The 17,207-nt window shown below is 65.9% G+C and carries 13 protein-coding genes; all 13 read left to right on the forward strand.

What is annotated here, in order from left to right; translation table 11 throughout:
- Positions 1-28 precede the first annotated feature (28 nt).
- The 13 genes from mdcA (at position 29) to AC5O5I_RS12305 (ending at position 17,169) form a co-directional block, all read left to right on the forward strand.
- Positions 29-1,690: a malonate decarboxylase subunit alpha gene (gene mdcA, locus AC5O5I_RS12245; protein ID WP_494512641.1), complete on the forward strand. Its 1,662-nt coding sequence runs from the start codon at positions 29-31 to the stop codon at positions 1,688-1,690.
- A 56-nt stretch (positions 1,691-1,746) separates the two neighbouring features.
- Positions 1,747-2,646, forward strand: coding sequence for a triphosphoribosyl-dephospho-CoA synthase (locus tag AC5O5I_RS12250; RefSeq protein WP_172286497.1), 900 nt, complete (start codon positions 1,747-1,749; stop codon positions 2,644-2,646).
- A 1-nt stretch (position 2,647) separates the two neighbouring features.
- Positions 2,648-2,947, forward strand: a complete 300-nt coding sequence (locus AC5O5I_RS12255) for a malonate decarboxylase subunit delta (RefSeq protein WP_494512642.1) — start codon at positions 2,648-2,650, stop codon at positions 2,945-2,947.
- The gene (locus AC5O5I_RS12260) at positions 2,940-3,788 is read left to right on the forward strand and encodes a biotin-independent malonate decarboxylase subunit beta (RefSeq protein ID WP_172229766.1); all 849 of its coding nucleotides are present in this window, start codon (positions 2,940-2,942) and stop codon (positions 3,786-3,788) included. The genes AC5O5I_RS12255 and AC5O5I_RS12260 overlap by 8 nt, the downstream gene beginning before the upstream one ends.
- Entirely contained in the window at positions 3,785-4,576 is a 792-nt protein-coding gene (gene mdcE, locus AC5O5I_RS12265) for a biotin-independent malonate decarboxylase subunit gamma (RefSeq protein WP_172229769.1), read from the forward strand. Before AC5O5I_RS12260 ends, mdcE begins: the two co-directional genes overlap by 4 nt.
- 1 nt (position 4,577) lies before the next feature.
- Positions 4,578-5,192 (forward strand): malonate decarboxylase holo-ACP synthase, encoded by a 615-nt coding sequence (locus AC5O5I_RS12270; RefSeq protein WP_494512643.1) that lies wholly within the window; start codon positions 4,578-4,580, stop codon positions 5,190-5,192.
- On the forward strand, positions 5,189-6,109 hold the full coding sequence (gene mdcH / locus AC5O5I_RS12275; protein ID WP_172229775.1) for a malonate decarboxylase subunit epsilon: 921 nt from the start codon (positions 5,189-5,191) through the stop codon (positions 6,107-6,109). The genes AC5O5I_RS12270 and mdcH overlap by 4 nt, the downstream gene beginning before the upstream one ends.
- A gap of 218 nt (positions 6,110-6,327) precedes the next feature.
- Positions 6,328-6,750: a malonate transporter subunit MadL gene (madL, locus tag AC5O5I_RS12280; RefSeq protein ID WP_172229778.1), complete on the forward strand. Its 423-nt coding sequence runs from the start codon at positions 6,328-6,330 to the stop codon at positions 6,748-6,750.
- Between the two features lie 2 nt (positions 6,751-6,752).
- Complete coding sequence (gene madM / locus AC5O5I_RS12285; RefSeq protein ID WP_494512644.1) at positions 6,753-7,517, forward strand: malonate transporter subunit MadM; 765 nt, start codon at positions 6,753-6,755, stop codon at positions 7,515-7,517.
- Positions 7,518-7,989: 472 nt separating this feature from the next.
- Complete coding sequence (mnxG, locus tag AC5O5I_RS12290; protein ID WP_494512645.1) at positions 7,990-13,860, forward strand: manganese-oxidizing multicopper oxidase MnxG; 5,871 nt, start codon at positions 7,990-7,992, stop codon at positions 13,858-13,860.
- 17 nt (positions 13,861-13,877) lie between these two features.
- Positions 13,878-15,854 (forward strand): cytochrome D1 domain-containing protein, encoded by a 1,977-nt coding sequence (locus AC5O5I_RS12295; protein ID WP_494512646.1) that lies wholly within the window; start codon positions 13,878-13,880, stop codon positions 15,852-15,854.
- Complete coding sequence (locus tag AC5O5I_RS12300; RefSeq protein ID WP_172223656.1) at positions 15,851-16,507, forward strand: SCO family protein; 657 nt, start codon at positions 15,851-15,853, stop codon at positions 16,505-16,507. The genes AC5O5I_RS12295 and AC5O5I_RS12300 overlap by 4 nt, the downstream gene beginning before the upstream one ends.
- Entirely contained in the window at positions 16,504-17,169 is a 666-nt protein-coding gene (locus tag AC5O5I_RS12305) for an SCO family protein (RefSeq protein ID WP_172288695.1), read from the forward strand. The genes AC5O5I_RS12300 and AC5O5I_RS12305 overlap by 4 nt, the downstream gene beginning before the upstream one ends.
- The last annotated feature ends 38 nt before the right edge of the window (positions 17,170-17,207 follow it).

Raw genomic sequence — 17,207 nt, forward strand, 5'->3', positions numbered from 1 at the left:
CCCACGACAGCGAACCCGTGGAGTCACCATGACAACAACACAGAATCCACCGCCGCAATGGTCGCGACGGCGTGCCGAAAAGCAGCGCCGCCTCGACCGGGTCCGCCACCTCGCCGACGGCGTGGTGCTGCCCACCGAGCGTATCGTCGAAGCCCTGGAGCTGTTGCTCGCCCCCGGCGACCGGGTGGTGCTCGAAGGCAACAACCAGAAGCAGGCCGACTTCCTTTCGCGCTCGCTGGCCAAGGCCGACCCTGCGCGCCTGCACGACCTGCACATGATCATGCCCAGCGTCAGCCGTGCCGAGCACCTGGACCTGTTCGAACGCGGCATTGCGCGCAAGCTCGATTTCTCCTTCGCCGGCCCGCAAAGCCTGCGCATCGGCCAGCTGCTGGAGGATGGCCTGCTCGAAGTCGGCGCCATTCACACCTACATAGAGCTGTACTCGCGGCTGCTGGTCGACCTGATCCCCAACGTGACCCTGGTGGCAGGCTTCATGGCTGATCGCGACGGCAACCTGTACACCGGCCCCAGCACAGAGGACACCCCGGCACTGGTGGAGCCAGCCGCCTTCAGCGACGGCATCGTCATCGCCCAGGTCAACCAGTTGGTGGACCGTGTAGACGACCTGCCACGGGTTGATATCCCGGCCTCCTGGGTCGATTTCGTGGTGGTCGCCGACCAGCCCTTCTATATAGAACCGCTGTTCACCCGCGACCCGCGCCATATCAAGCCGGTGCATGTGCTGATGGCGATGATGGCCATACGCGGTATCTACGAAAAGCACCAGGTGCAGTCGCTCAACCACGGCATTGGCTTCAACACCGCAGCCATCGAGCTGATCCTGCCCACCTATGGCGAGTCGCTGGGCCTGAAGGGCAAGATCTGCCGCAACTGGACACTCAACCCGCACCCCACACTGATCCCGGCCATCGAGACCGGTTGGGTGCAGAGCGTGCACTGCTTCGGTACCGAGCTGGGCATGGAGGACTACATCGCCCAGCGCCCCGACGTGTTCTTCACTGGCCGCGATGGTTCGCTGCGCTCCAACCGCATGATGTGCCAGCTGGCCGGGCAATACGCCGTCGACCTGTTCATTGGCGCCACCCTGCAGGTGGACGGCGATGGCCATTCCTCGACCGTGACCCGCGGCCGCCTGGCCGGTTTCGGCGGCGCGCCGAACATGGGCCACGACCCCCGTGGCCGGCGCCATGCCACCCCGGCCTGGCTCGACATGACCGTGCCGGACACTCTGCTCGAACGCGGCCGCAAGCTGGTGGTGCAGATGGTCGAGACCTACCAGGAAGGCGGCAAGCCCACCTTTGTGGAAACCCTCGATGCCGTGGAAGTAGCCAAGAAGGCCGGCATGCCGCTGGCACCGGTGATGATCTACGGCGACGACGTCACCCACCTGTTGACCGAGGAGGGCATCGCCTACCTGTACAAGGCCCGCAGCCTGGAAGAGCGCCAGCAGATGATCGCCGCCGTCGCCGGGGTTACTGCGATAGGCCTGCGGCATGACCCGAAGGATACCCAGCGCATGCGCCAGCAGGGCCTGATTGCCTTGCCCGAAGACCTCGGCATCCGCCGCACCGACGCCAGCCGCGAGCTGCTGGCCGCGCGCAGCATCGCCGACCTGGTCGATTGGTCTGGCGGCCTCTACAACCCGCCTGCGCGGTTCAGGAGCTGGTAATGAAAGCACTCGACTTGCAACCGCATGGGCCTCTTCGCGGGCACGCCGGCTCCCACATGTTCATCTCTTCACTTCAATCCGGCACCGTCCCTGTGGGAGCGGGTTTACCCGCGAAGAGGCCGGCCCAGGCAATCGAAATTCCCTTGGCCGACCACTTGGCCGACCTGGCGGTTGAGGCCCTGATCGACGAAGCCGACCTGTCACCCAAACCCGGCCTGGTAGACCGCCGCAGCAACGGCGCCCATACCGATATGACCCTGGCCCTGATGCACGCCTCGGCCCTGGCCCTGTGGCCCTGCCTGCGCAACATGGCTGAAGCCGCCCAAACCATCGGCACGATCAGCCAACCGCTACGTGCCTCTCTGGGCAAGCTCGGCCGCGATGGCGAAGCCGCGATGCTGGCCGCCACCCACGGCGTCAACACCCACCGCGGCGCGATCTGGGCCCTGGGCCTGCTGGTAGCCGCCAAGGCCCTCGACCCCGATGCCGACGCCAGCACCCTGGCCGCCCGCGCCGGGCGCATCGCCCTGCTCGACGACCCGGCCATGCCGCCACAGCAAAGCCACGGCCTGCAGGTGCGCCAGCGCTACGGCACCAGCGGCGCTCGCGAACAGGCACAGCAAGGCTTCCCCGCCGTCATCCGCCATGGGCTGCCGCAACTGCAGCGCAGCCGCGCCGCCGGCGCCAGCGAGCCTCACGCCCGTCTCGACGCGCTGCTGGCAATCATGGCGGTGCTCAGCGACACCTGCGTGCTCTGGCGCAGCGGCCCGGCCGGGCTGGCAGCCGTCCAGCAAGGCGCGCTGGCAGTTCTGGGCGCAGGCGGCAGCGCCACGCTGGCCGGGCGCCGGCAGCTGCGCGAACTCGACCAGCAACTGCTGCACCTGAACGCCTCACCGGGCGGCGCTGCCGATCTGCTCGCCGCCTGCCTGTTCCTCGACAAAGCCGGGAGCCTGTGACATGGAAACCCTGAACTTTCAATTCCCCGCTGCGCAACCTGGGCTTGGCCGCACGCTGGTGGGCTGCGTCAGCTCCGGGGACCTCGAAGTGCTGATCGAACCCGGCACCGCCGGCAGCCTGCAGATCCAGGTGATGACTTCGGTAAACGGCAGCGCTGCGCGCTGGCAGCAACTGTTCCAGCGCTTGTTCGAGGACCGCGCCTGGCCGGCGGTGAATATCGATATCCACGATTTTGGCGCCACCCCCGGCGTGGTGCGCCTGCGCCTGGAGCAAGGCTTCGAGGAGATTGCCCATGACTGATACCGAACGTTTGCTGCACAGCCGCAGCTTTGTCGAGCTAGGTGCCCGGCAACGGGCCCGCGCACTGCTCGACGCGGGCAGCTTCCGCGAACTGCTGGGCCCTTTCGACCGGCTGATGTCGCCGTGGTTGCCGCGCCAGGGCATCGTGCCGCAGGCCGACGATGGCGTGATCATTGCCAAGGGCCTGCTGAACGGGCGCAACGCGGTGGTCGCCGCCATTGAAGGCGGCTTTCAGGGTGGCAGCATGGGCGAGGTGGGCGGTGCCAAGATTGCCGGTGCGCTGGAACTGGCCATCGAAGACAACCGCAACGGCGTCCCTACCTGTGCGGTGCTGCTGCTGGAGACCGGCGGGGTGCGTCTGCAGGAAGCCAACCTGGGCCTGGCGGCGATTGCCGAGATCCAGGCAGCCATCGTCGAACTGCGTAACTGGCAGCCGGTGATCGGCCTGATCGCAGGTTCGGTCGGCTGCTTCGGCGGCATGTCCATTGCTGCGGGCCTGTGCAGCCATCTGCTGGTTACCCGCGAAGCGCGCCTGGGCCTCAACGGCCCGCAGGTGATCGAGCAGGAGGCGGGCATCGGCGAGTACGACGCCAAGGACCGCCCCTTCATCTGGAGCCTGAGCGGTGGCGAGCAGCGCCATGCCAGCGGGTTGGTGGATGGGTACGTGGCGGATGATATCCAGGCGGTGCGCGAACAGTTGTTGCAGTTACTTGACGCACCTTCCAGCGACCGCGCCAGCCAGTACGCCTGGTTCCTCGAACGCCTGGCCGGGCTGGGCGATAACTGCCCGCAACTGGATGCCGCGACCGTACGTCAACTTTACCAAGGAGAAGCCCGATGAACCGTGCACTGAACTGGCTGCCGGGCCTTGCCGGCGGGCAAGCCTTGCCGGGCTATCCCGCGTCGTTGCGGGTTATCGAGGGTGAGCTCGACAACCGCCCGGCGCGCTTCATCGCCGTGGTGCCCGATGCAGCAAACCCGTTCCCCCGCGCGCGCTCGGGCGAGGTCGGCGTGCTGGAAGGCTGGGGCCTGGCCAAAGCCGTGAGCGAGGCGGTAGAGGCGGACCGAAACGGCCAGAAGCGTGCCATCGTTGCGGTCATCGATGTGCCCAGCCAGGCCTATGGTCGTCGCGAAGAGGCGCTGGGCATCCATCAGGCGCTGGCCGGTGCAGTGCAGGCATACGCTCGGGCGCGGTTGGCCGGGCATCCGGTGATCGGCCTGCTGGTCGGCAAGGCCATGTCCGGTGCCTTCCTGGCCCACGGCTACCAGGCCCAGCGCCTGATTGCCCTGGACGATGCCGGGGTGATGGTACATGCCATGGGCAAGGCGGCAGCGGCGCGCATTACCTTGCGCAGCGTCGAGCAACTGGAGGCCCTGGCGGCCGAGGTACCGCCCATGGCGTACGACCTGGCCAGCTACGCGTCGCTGGGCTTGCTGTGGCGCCGCCTGACGGTGGAGAACGCTGAGGCGCCGAGCAGCGCCGATATCACTCAGGTGCGCGCCTGCCTGGCCGAAGCGGTGCGCGACATCGGCAGCTCGACCGACCTGTCGTCGCGGCTGGCCGGTGAAAACCGTAGCGCCTCGCGGCAAGTGCGCGAACAGCTGCGCCGCCAGTGGCAGGGGGCGTGAAATGAACACACCACGGCCGCACGACCTGCTTTGGGGTATGCCTGTGTCGGCGCTGCCCGATGATGCACCGCAGTGGGCCCAGGATGTGCTGGCCAGCGCTCAGCCGGTAGTGGTGCGTCGTGCCAGCTGTGGGATCGGCTGGGTGGCGGTGGGGTTGCGTGGCCAGGGTAGGGCGCAGCGCTTGGGCGCCCTGATGCGGCTGGCCGACATCCAGCGCCAGCTAGGCCCGGAAACGCTCCGCTGGCAGGTGGCAAGCCCGTGGCCTGCGTTGCGTGCTCTGGCTTCGGTCGCACCGGTACTGGAAGCCACGGGGCTGGCCTGGGGGCCGACCGGTGGGGCCGGGTATCAGATCGCCACGGGCAGTGAGGTGCTGCACGCCGACAGTGACCTGGACCTGGTGTTGCGCACGCCACAGCCTCTGGCCCGCGAGCAGGCGCGGGACTTGCTGGATATTCTCGACTGCGCGCCTTGTCGTATCGACGTGCAACTGGAGACCCCGGCCGGGGCCATCGCCTTGCGTGAGTGGGCCGGGTTTTCCCCGCGCGTGCTGCTCAAGTCGGCAAGTGGTCCGCTGCTGGTCAGCGACCCATGGGCAGCACTGGAGCATGCCGCATGAGCAGCCTGTTCGCGTTCCCCGGCCAGGGCGCCCAGCAAGCGGGCATGCTGCAGCACCTGCCTGAGGGCGCCGGGCAACTGCTGGAGGAGGCCAGCGACACCCTCGGTCAGCCCGCGCTGGCGCTGGACAGTCAGCCCGCGCTGCAATCTACCCGTGCCGTGCAGCTGTGCCTGCTGCTGAGCGGCGTGGCCTGGGCGCGCTGGCTGATGCAACGCAGCCCTGCGCCGGATTACGTGGCGGGGTTGTCGATTGGTGCCTACCCGGCAGCGGTTGTCGCCGGCGCACTGGGTTTCGCCGATGCGGTCCGGCTGGTTGCCCTGCGCGGGGAGCTGATGCAGCGCGCCTACCCGCAAGGTTACGGCATGACCGCACTCAGCGGCCTGGACCTGGCCAGTGTCGAGCATCTGCTGGGCGAGGTGGGTGGCGAGGTGTATGTGGCCAACCTCAACAGTGAAAACCAGATTGTCATTGCCGGTAGCGATACGGCGATGGCGGCGGTCGCGGCCCTGGCGCGCAGCCTGGGCCGGGGCGTGGCTCGCCGGCTGGCGGTGAGCGTGCCGTCGCATTGCCCGCTGCTGGACGGCCCGGCAGCGGAGTTGGCCAATGCGTTCGCCACGGTCGAACTGCAACGGCCCCGTATCACTTACCTCAGTGGCAGCAGCGCGCGGCCGGTTTTCGACCCGCAGCGCCTGCGCGATGACCTGGCCGGCAACATGGCGCGGCTGGTCGACTGGCGTGCCATGGTGCGCAACGCCTATGAACGCGGCGTGCGTCTGCACCTGGAAATGCCGCCTGGCAGCGTGCTCAGCGGGTTGGCACGGTCGGTGTTCGAACAGGGCAGGGTGGTGGCGGTGGACGGTACCCGTTGGGACACCCTGGATGCGCTGCTGCGCCAGGAGGTGGCCGACCGGCGATGATGGCTGGTATCGCGATGGATGGCACGGGCTGCGCCCGTGTTCGCGGGTAAACCCTGCTCCCACATGCAGTGCACATGCCTTGAATGCTGTGAAATTACTGTGGGAGCGGCGGTGCGGCGATCCGATTTACCCGCGAAGAAGCCAACGCGGTGCCTGCAGGTTTACTGAAGGCGAAGAACAACAACAAGCAACTTCGACACTACCTGAGGGTAACAATAATGATCATCTATGGTGTGGCACTGCTGGCGGTCTGCACACTTGCCGGCGTTATCGTCGGCGACTTCCTGGGCGTGCTGCTGGGCGTCAAATCCAACGTCGGCGGGGTCGGCATCGCCATGATCCTGCTGATTTGCGCACGGCTGTACATGCACCGCAACGGCGGCATGAGCAAGGAATGCGAATTCGGCGTGGGCTTCTGGGGCGCCATGTACATCCCGGTGGTGGTGGCCATGGCTGCCCAGCAGAACGTGGTCACCGCCTTGCACGGCGGGCCGGTGGCGCTGCTGGCCGCCATTGGCGCGGTGCTGGTGTGCGGTGCGACCATCGCGCTGATCAGCCGCAGCCATCGCGGCGAGCCCTTGCCTGCCCTTGAACCCACCCCCGAAGCCAATGTGCAGGCTGCCCCTGCAGGAGGTCGTTGAACATGTGGCCACTTATTGACAATGCCCTGGAACACAACGGCCTGATCACTGCTTTTGCGGTGGTGGGCGCCATCATGTGGCTTTCGGTTCTGATGTCGAAATACCTGACCTTCGGCCGTGTGCACGGCTCGGCCATCGCCATTGTCATCGGCCTGGTGCTGGCCTGGGTCGGCGGTACTGTGACCGGTGGCCAGAAAGGCCTGGCCGACATGGCGCTGTTCTCCGGTATCGGTTTGATGGGCGGGGCCATGCTGCGTGACTTTGCCATCGTCGCCACGGCCTTCGAAGTACAGGCCACCGAGGCGCGCAAGGCCGGGATGATCGGTGCGCTGGCGCTGCTGCTGGGCACCGTGCTGCCATTCATTGTCGGCGCGGCGGTGGCCTATGCCTTCGGCTATCGCGATGCGGTGAGCATGACCACCATTGGCGCGGGTGCGGTGACTTACATCGTCGGGCCCGTGACCGGGGCTGCGCTGGGTGCGAGCTCGGACGTGATGGCCTTGTCGATTGCCACCGGGCTGATCAAGGCGATTCTGGTGATGGTGTTTACCCCTGTGTCTGCGCGGTTACTGGCGCTGGACAACCCGCGGTCGGCGATGGTGTTCGGCGGGCTGGCGGGGACCGTATCGGGGGTGACGGCCGGGTTGGCGGCGACGGATCGGCGGCTGGTGCCGTATGGGGCGTTGACGGCTACCTTCCATACCGGGTTGGGTTGCCTGATGGGGCCGTCGATACTGTACTTCTGTGTGCGCGGACTAGTAGGTTAAGGCCTTTGCATCACAGCCACATCACCGGGGCCGCTCTGCGGCCCATCGCCGGCAAGCCAGCTCCCACAGGGTTAGCACTGACCTGAAGACTTGTGCAGGATCGCACTGCTCTGAGGCTTTATACAGAACCTGTGGGAGCTGGCTTGCCGGCGATGGGACCGGTCGGCGCTACATCAATGCCAGGTGATATCCCCGGTCCGTCAGTCGAGCAGCAGCTCTGTGAGCCTTGGTCATCTGCCCATGATGCACCGCATTTGGGCTCATCAATGATCCTGCTGTTCATTCCATCGGCAGGTGAAAGCATCTTCTGCCAAACACCCACAAGCCACCCCCAATTCGGGGAAAACCGCTGGGGCATCCTCCCCAATCCGTTTCGATTGCCTACGCAACCCTCTGAAAACCCTGGCAATTAGCACCTGGCACACAGCTTGCTCCAGCTCCTCGCAGAGTTCCTGTGTTCCGGAGGTGCAGCATGTCGACGCCGCTCAAAGGCCCCGTCCTGTCATCACTTGTACTGGCCTTGCTTGGCTGGGAAACGACCAGCGAGGCGGCTGTGCAGTGCCAGCGCACCTTGGTCGCCAATGTGGTGGCGCTGGACCAGCCGCTGATGTTCAACCGCCTTGGTGCGCAAAACGCCAATGGCATGATGTTCGCCCTGCGCGAAGATGTGGTGGACGACAAGAACGTCCCCTTGGGCAAGGGTGGCGCGGCGGTGCCGGGGAAGGTGACCCTGCGCCCGGACAAGCGCCCACGGCCGATCGTGCTGCGGGTGGCGGCCGGTGACTGCCTCACCGTCAATCTGACCAACCTGCTGGCCTATCAGGCCAACCCCAACAAGCATGGTATCGACCCCGAAGAAACCGAGGGCGAGGGGGAAGAGGAGGAAGGGCCGGAAAACGAAGTCGACAACCAAGGCGGTGAGCACTTCGTGGCTGACGAACAAGTGACCGACCGCCATGTCGGCTTCCAGGTCAACGGCATGCAAGCCGTCAACAGCATCGCTGACATCGCTGCCAACACCGGCCGCAACGGCAACTTCCTGGTATCTCCGGGCAACACCCGCAGCTATACCCTCTACGCCGAACGTGAAGGCGCCTTCGCTGCAACCAGCCAGGGCGCTACCTTTGGTGGGCAGGGTGGTGCCGGTAACGTTGCCAATGGCCTGTTCGGCCAGGTGGTGGTTGTGCCAAAAGGCGGCCGCACCTACCGCAACACGCTGACCGAGGAAGAAATGCGCCTGGCCACCACCGGGCGCACGGCCACCGGCCAACCCGTGATCGACTACCAGGCGCGTTACCCGCAGGCCGAACCCTGGGTCAGCGAAGGCAAGGCCGGCAAGCCGATCATTGCCATGGTCGATGGCAATGAAATCCTCAACAGCGAGACCGATGCCATCGTCATGGGCCCCAACCCCGATGGCAGCTTCCCGCGCTCTACCTACCCGCTGGAAAGCATCAACAAGCGCAACCCGGCACTGCCTAACCGCTTGGAAGCCTTCCGTGATTTTGCCTCTCAGTTCGCGGATGAAGTGGCTGCCACACAGGCATTCCCAGGCTACTGGGCTGACCCGGTGATGGGCCATGTGCTGGAGCCTACGCGCGACTCGTTCATGATCAACTACGGCTCTGGCGGCATGGGCGCCGAGGTGGTGGCCAACCGCCTCGGTGTAGGGCCGATGCATGATTGTCTGTCGTGCGCCTACGAAGAGTTCTTCCTCAGTGCGCATACCGTGGGCGACATCGGCACGCTGGTCGACGTACCGGCCAACGTCGGCCTGGAAAATATTCGCCCTGGCGAAATACCACCGGCCAGCGCCGTCGGGGTCAAGGCTGGCATGGCGCTGTACCCGGCCGAGCCCGCCAACGTCCATCACAGCTACATTGGTGACTTCACCAAGTTCCGCAATACCCACAACGGCCACGAGCAGCACATCTTCCATTTGCATGGGCACCAGTGGCTGTTCAACCCCAACGATGACAATTCCGACTACATCGATGCCCAAGGCATCGGGCCGGGCATCGGCTACACCTATGAAATCGCCAACGGCGGCTCGGGTAACCGCAACCGCGTGGCGGGTGATGCCATCTACCACTGCCATTTCTACCCGCATTTCGCCCAGGGCATGTGGGCCATGTGGCGGGTACACGATGTGTTCGAGGAAGGGACTCGCCTGGAGGTAAGCGGGCAGGGCCAGAACGGCTTCCACACCGCGCCGTTTGCACTGCGCAGTGGCAAGCCAGCGGTGGGGGCAAGGGCGCTGCCGGACGGCGAAATCGTCGCCGGTACGCCAATCCCCGCTATTGTGCCGCTGCCCGGCAAGGCCATGGCGCCGATGCCTGGCAAGGTGGTGGTGGTGCCCAAGCTCTCCGAGGAACTGGTCGCGGCTCATGGCGACGACGATGATGACGAAGGCGAACACGAAGGTGATGACGACCACGCCAGCGAAGCGCCCGTGCGCAAAGCCATCGGCTCGCTGGCCCTGGTCGACCGCAGCGACGCCAACCGCAATGCCGATGGCAGCCTGAAAAACCCTGGCTATCCGTTCTGGATCGGTGGCATGGAAAGCAGCGTCGGCAACCGTCCGCCAACCCCGCCGCTGGACATGCTCGACCCGGCGCTGGCAGAACAGTTGAAAAACACCGGCAAGGCGCTGTGGGCCAACCTCGACCCGAACCAGGTCGATGGCTGGGACGGCGGGCTGGGCCGGCATGCGCTGGACGGCGTATCGGCAGGCGGCGAAGCCCAGACCACTACCACCAAGCTGGACTTCTCCAAGGTGGTGTACAAAGCCAAGCCGATCTACATGCCTGAAGAAGGTACTGACGTAGAGCAGGCTGCCATGCAGTTCCACGCCAAGACCGAGCACGCCAGCTATGCATTGATACCCGGCAGCCAGCCGGTGGCCAAGGCGTTCCGTACCAACGGTGCGCTGCCAACGGCCGGTGCGCCTTTCTATGAGCCGTGCATGGACGACCGTGGCAAGCGCCTGACCCAGTCCTCGGGCACCGGCGAATTCGCCAGTGGTGAAAGCCTGACGGGCATGAGCTTCCGTGGCGCGTCCACCTTCACCGCCGACCGCCCACGCATCTACAAAGGCGCCAACATCCAGTTCGACGCGGTGTACAACAAGGTCGGCTACCACTTCCCGCAGGCGCGCATCCTGGCGCTGTGGGAAGACGCCTGGCCGATCATCACCAAACAGCGCCCACCAGAGCCGCTGGTGATGCGCATGAACACCTTCGACTGCACCATGTACACCCACACCAACCTGATCCCGTCGGTCTATGAAATGGACGACTATCAGGTGCGTACGCCAACCGACGTGATCGGCCAGCATATCCACCTGCCCAAGTGGGACCTGACGGCTGCCGACGGTTCGGCCAACGGCTGGAACTACGAAGACGGCATCCTCTCGCCCGGCAGCGTGGTCGAGCGGGTGCAAGCCATCCGTGCCTACAACAGCTGCACCGAAGGCGACAGCCGCGATGGCACCGCCGCCTGCCCGAAAGCCAAACAGCACCCGTACTTCGGCCGCTTCGGCCGGGCCGACTGGCTGGGTGCGCGCACGGCCATGCAGCGCTGGTTCGCCGACCCCCTGATCAACGTGCACAACGTCGACCGGGGCCTGGGCACCATCTTCACCCACGACCACCTCGGCCCATCGACCCACCAGCAGCTTGGCCTGTACGCCACCGTGCTGGCCGAGCCGGCCGGTTCCACCTGGTTCCACGCCGAAACCGGCGAGAAGCTCTACAACCCGGCCACGCGCCAGGATGGCGGGCCGACCTCGTGGCAGGCGGTGGTACAGACCGGCGACCATGATGGCGATGGCAAGAACGACAGCTACCGCGAGTTCTTCCTCGAATACAGCGACTTCCAGCATGCCTACGAGGCTGGCGTGTACGTGGGTGCCGGCCCCGATGGCGTGCCCAACGGCCAGGCGTACCCGCCTACCGCCGACAGCTTCCGCTACGCCATCAACCCGCCCGTGCGGCAGAAGGCGTCCAACCTGCTGGAATCGGTGGTCGAGTCGCGCGGCGGTCTGAGCCCAGGCTGCCCAAGCCGGCCGTGCCCGCAGGCCATCTCGGTGGATGACCCAGGCATGTTCGTCGTCAACTACCGCAACGAGCCGCTGGCCCTGCGGGTGTTCGACCCTAACAAGGTCGGCCCCGACGGCAAGCGCGGCATGCAGGCAGACGGCCTGGCCGGCGACCTCAGCTACGCCTTGCAGAGCCGTACCGACCGGGCGATCCCGGCCATGAACCTGGCCCCCTCGGCGATCACCTCGGCGGTCGGCCCTACCGGCGGGACCACGCTGTTCCCACCGCACATCAACAAGGCCGGCAGCGAGCCGGGCGACCCGTTCACGCCCATGCTGCGTACCTACTCCGGCGATAACGTGCGCCTGCGGCTGCACGCCGGTGGCCATGAAGAGGAGCACAACGTCACCCTGCACGGTGTGAAGTGGCTGCAGAACGGCTCGGGCTTCGGCAACAGCTCGAACTCGGGCTGGAAAGCCTCGCAGATGATCGGGATTTCCGAGCAGATGGGCTTCATGGCGCCGGTGTCGATGATCTCCAGTTCTGCGGCCACCAACGGCGATTACCTGTACGCGATGGACGCCGCCCTGGAAGGCTACTGGAACGGTATCTGGGGGGTGATGCGCAACTACACAGCGCAGCGCCCGGATCTGTTCCCGCTGCCGAACAACCCGCAACCGGTGGCCATGCGCAACACCGTGAACTTTGACGGCATCTGCCCGAAAACCACGGCCAACCCCAACGGCATCGGCTCGCGGACCACGGTCAAGCGCAGCTACGAGATCGTCGCCGCGCTGGCCAACGACATCCTCGAGAACCGCAACGCTGTCAGCATCAACGACGCGGCCGGTGTCGGCCAGCACGTCGGCGGCCCGCTCAAGGCCAATGGCGGCACCCTGGTGTTCAACAGCCGCAAGACCAGCATCCCGCAGGTGACGGTGGTCGACGAGGAAGACGGCACCACCTTCACCGTAGGCGGCCACAGCGCGCCGCTGCACGACCCGACCGCCGTGCTGTATGTGCGCAAGGCCGACCTGGACCCGGTCAGCGGCAAGCTCAAGGCGGGGGTACCGGTAGAGCCGCTGGTGCTGCGCGCCAACGCCGGTGACTGCATCAGCATTACCCTGGAAAACCGCCTGCCACAGGTGATGCCAGACCTGCCCAGCACCGCGGTGATGCAGAACGTGGTCAAGCGTGACCGCTTCGACAGCGAAGGCTCCACAGCCTTCAACAACAACCTGATGCGGCCGTCCAGCCACGTCGGCCTGCATGCGCAGTTGCTGGCCTACGACATCACCAAGTCGGACGGTGCCAACGTCGGCGCCAACCCGGTGCAGACCGTGCCACCACGGGCGGGCAACAGTGGCGCCTACCCAAGCCGGGTGTACCAGTATTACGCCGGTCACCTGGAGCGTGAAGGCAAACCAACCCTGCAACTGGGCCGCACGGTGGACATCATCAACACCACGGCGATCGAGTTCGGCGGCCTGAACCTGACCCCGTCGGACTTCATCAAGCAGCCACAAAAGGGCCTGGTAGGGGGCATGAGCATCTTGCCGCAGACCGCGACCTGGACCGAGGACGCCGCCAGCCGCGCGCAGGCCACGGTCAAGGTCACTGGCCAGCCCGACTACCGCGACCTGGTCACGGTGTGGCAGCGCTCGATGAACATGCGCTGGGCCGATGGCCGGCCGGTCGAGGGCATCGCCACCGAAGGCAACGGCGTGCCGGGGGATCCGAAGGACAACGGCAACATGGCCATGAACTACAAGACCGAGCCGCTGTGGCTGCGCTTCGGCCTGGCGCCAGATGCCCCGTTCGGCCATGCCGATGGCTTCGGCCTGGCAGACGTACCCAACGCCCACATGGCCTACAGCAATGCCCTGGTTGGCGGCGACCCGCAAACCCCGGTGCTGTACGCCAAGCCTGGCCAGCCGGTACGCAGCCATGTGCTGATGCCCAGCGGTGGCAGCCGCGGTATCACCTACCAGCTGGACGGGCACCTGTGGCCACTGCACAACTACCAGGCGGAGAAGAACGATACCGACGGCTACCCGACCAACCTGCCCGGCATCGGCTCGGTGCGCTTCGGCTACAACCCGATGGCCATGTACATCGGCGCGCAGGAAAGCGTACTGCCGGCGGCGCACTTCAGCTTCATGCTGCCGAGCGCTGGCGGGGCCAACGCGGTGCCAGGCGATTACCTGTTCCGCGACTACGCCGCCTACGGCAACCTCTCGGGGCTGTGGGGGATCTTGCGGGTGACCAATGAAGCGCCGCCGGCAACGGCCCAGGCGCAGTGACGGAAGGGAGCGCGAGCATGAACAAGAAGACTCGCCCCGCTTACTTGGGGGTAGTATTGGGGGTAGCGTTGATCGGCCTGGGCGTGGCGTATGAAAAGCTCTGGTGCGACCCACGTGAGCTGTTGCAGGAACCTGCCGACCCGCAAGCCCTGCACCGGCTCAGCCGGGACGGCGTGACCGTGGAGTTCGAGGCCCGGCCACTGGCTGGCGGCGAGCTGCAGGAGGGCAGCTTCGCCAGCATCCGCTTCAAGGTCAGCGACCAGACCAGCGGCCAACCGCTGTCGGGGATGGCCCCCGGGGCGTGGATCGACCCGGCGCAATCAGCCCCGCTGGGCGAACGCGACCAGAGCTGCAAAGCCCGTGTGGCGCTGTTTCTGAAAAGCAGCATCGGCGCCCGGCCGCTGCTCGACCTGAACAGCTACTTCCTGTTGATGCTGAACAAGGATGCCAGCCTGACGGTGATCGACCCGACGGTATCGGTGGGGGGCGTGACCAGCACCATGGCACGCATCGAACTGTCCGGGTCACCCATGGACTGGGTGGCCACCAGCGATGACAAGCAGGTGTTCGTGTCCATCCCCGAGCGCGGCAAAGTGTCGGTGATCGACACCGAAACCTTCACCCGGGTCGCCGACCTGGACGCCGGTGACCAGCCATTGCGCGTGGCCTTGCAGCCGGACCAGCACCGGCTGTGGGTGGGCAACAACAGCAGCGACCCGGCCAAGGGCGGGGTAACGGTAATCGATGTGCCGGGGCGTACCACCCTGAAAAGCTTCAACACCGGCACCGGGCACCACGAAATCGCCTTCAGCAGCGACTCGCGCTACGCCTATGTCAGCAACCGCGACAGTGGCACCCTGAGCATCATCGACATCCCGGAAATGCGCCTGGCGAAGACCATCAAGGTCGGCCCGCACCCGCTGTCGGTCAGCTACTCGGCCTTGTCCCAGGCCGTGTACGTGGTCGACGGGGAGGAAGGCAGCGTGCGGGTGTTCGACGCCCGCAGCCACCAGCTGCGCCACACGGTCAAGGCCGAGCAGGGCCTGGGCCCGATGCGCTTCAGCAGCGATGGCCGCTACGGCATCGTGCTCAATACCCTGGAGAACCAGGCCCTGGTGATCGATGCCAGTACCGACAAGCTGATCCACCATATCCCGGTAGCGGCCGAACCGTACCAGCTGACCTTCACCAAGGGCTATGCCTACGTGCGCGGCCTGGCCTCGCCGAAGGTGAGCATGATCAACCTGTCCAGCCTGGGTGAAGGGCGCTCGCCCATCGTGCAGGGCTTCGAGGCCGGCCCGGCAGCGCCGCGCCAGGCTGGCGACCTGCCGCTGGCGCAAGGGCTGTCGGTATCGCGTGACGACAATTCGGTGTTCGTGGTGAACCCGGTAGACAACACCACCTACTTTTACGCCGAGGGCATGAACGCCCCGATGTCCGGCTACAACAACCGCGGCCACCAGGCCCGCGCCGCCATCGTCGTCGACCGCAGCCTGCGCGAGGTGGCGCCGGGTGTGTATGGCTCGACGGTGAAGATGCCGGCGGCCGGCAAGTTCGACGTGGCCTTCCTGCTCAACCAGCCGCAGATCATCCACTGCTTCAGCACTTATGTGGCGGCTGCGCCCAACGCCGGCAAGCGCAAGGGCGCGCATGCCGAGTTCATCGGCCTTGACCGGCCGTTGCCGCAGCACAGCAACTTTACCGCCAGGGTGCGCATCGTCGGCGACGACGGCCAGCCACGCCTGGGGCTGAACGACCTGAGCCTGCGCTACTTCCTGGCGCCCACCTCGATGCCACGCAACCTGCAGCTGCAGGAAGTGGGCGAGGGCATCTACCAGGCGGCGCTGACCCTGCCCGAAGCCGGCGCCTGGTACCTGCACGTGCAGTCGCCGTCGCTGGGGCGCAAGTTTGCCGAAGACAACTACACCAGCCTGCGCATACTGCCGGCCGCCGCGATCAACGCTTCCCAGACTGACGTGAGGAGTGTGCGATGAACACCCAGCATTCTTTCAAACTGTTGGCCCTGAGCCTGGCGCTTGCCAGCAACCTGGCGCTGGCCCACGCCGGCCACGACCATGATGGCCACACCGCGCAGCCGCCGGCGGCGCATCAGGAAAAGACCAGCGTGCGCTTTGCCGACGTGTCGCTGCTGAACCAGGACGGCATGCCGATACGCCTGGAAAAGGACCTGGTCGGTGATCACCTGGTGGTCATGGGCTTCATCTACACCAGCTGCACCACGGTGTGCCCGGTGGTGTCGTCGATCATGGGCAAGGTCCAGCAGCAGCTGGGTGGCCGGGTAGGTGAAGAGATCCACATGGTATCGATCAGCGTCGACCCGCAGCGCGATGACGCCAAGCGCCTGCAAGACTACGCCAAGGCCTTCCAGAAGGGGCCGGGCTGGAGTTGGCTGACCGGCACCCCCTACGCCATCACCGAAACCCTCAAGGGCCTGGGCAGCTTCAGCGCCGACCTCAGCCAGCACCCGCCGCTGATCCTGGTCGGTGACGGGCGCAGCGGGCATTGGACGCGTTACTACGGCTTCACCGACCCGACGGTGTTGATCGAAGAAATCAACCGCCTCAGCGCCCGCCGGGTACATGCCAAAAGCACAGCCATTGCCGACCATCACGAGGTGCAACCATGAGCCAGTCAAGTTCCTGCCGCGCCGGCATGCGCAGTTTTGACTGGCTGGTACTGGGCGGCTGCCTGTGGATACTGGCGTCGGTCGCGTTCGCCCACGAAGGCCATGCCCCGCAGGCCCCCGAGCCGCAGCCGGCACCGCAGGCGATGACCAGTGGTGGAGGTACCCGCGACGCCCAGACCTGGTTCACCGACACCGTGCTCAAGGACCAGAACGGCCGCGAGCTGCGCTTCTACAGTGATGTGCTGAAGGACAAGGTGGTGATGCTCAACGTGATCTTCACCCACTGCACCGACGCCTGCCCGCTGATTACCCGCAAGCTACGCGAAGTGCGCGAGGCCATGGGGCCGCAGCTGGCCAGCCAGGTGACCTTCGTGTCGATCAGCAGCGACCCGCTCAACGACACCCCGCAAGCGCTCAAGGCCTTTGCTGAAAAGCAGGGCGTGGACAGCGCCAACTGGTTGTTCCTCACGGGCGACAAGGCCAATGTCGACCTGGTGCTGGGACGCATCGGCCAGTTCCTGCCCAGCCCCGAGCAGCATTCGACACAGCTGATTGCCGGTGACGTGGCTGGCAAGCGCTGGAGCAAGATCCGCCCGGATGCACCACCCGCGGCGATTGCCCAGCGCATGCAACTGCTGACCCAACCCTTGGCTGGTCGGTGAGCAGCATGAAGACCTGGGCGGTCTTGTGCTGGTGCTGC

The organism is Pseudomonas sp. 9_2_1 (assembly GCF_059295275.1).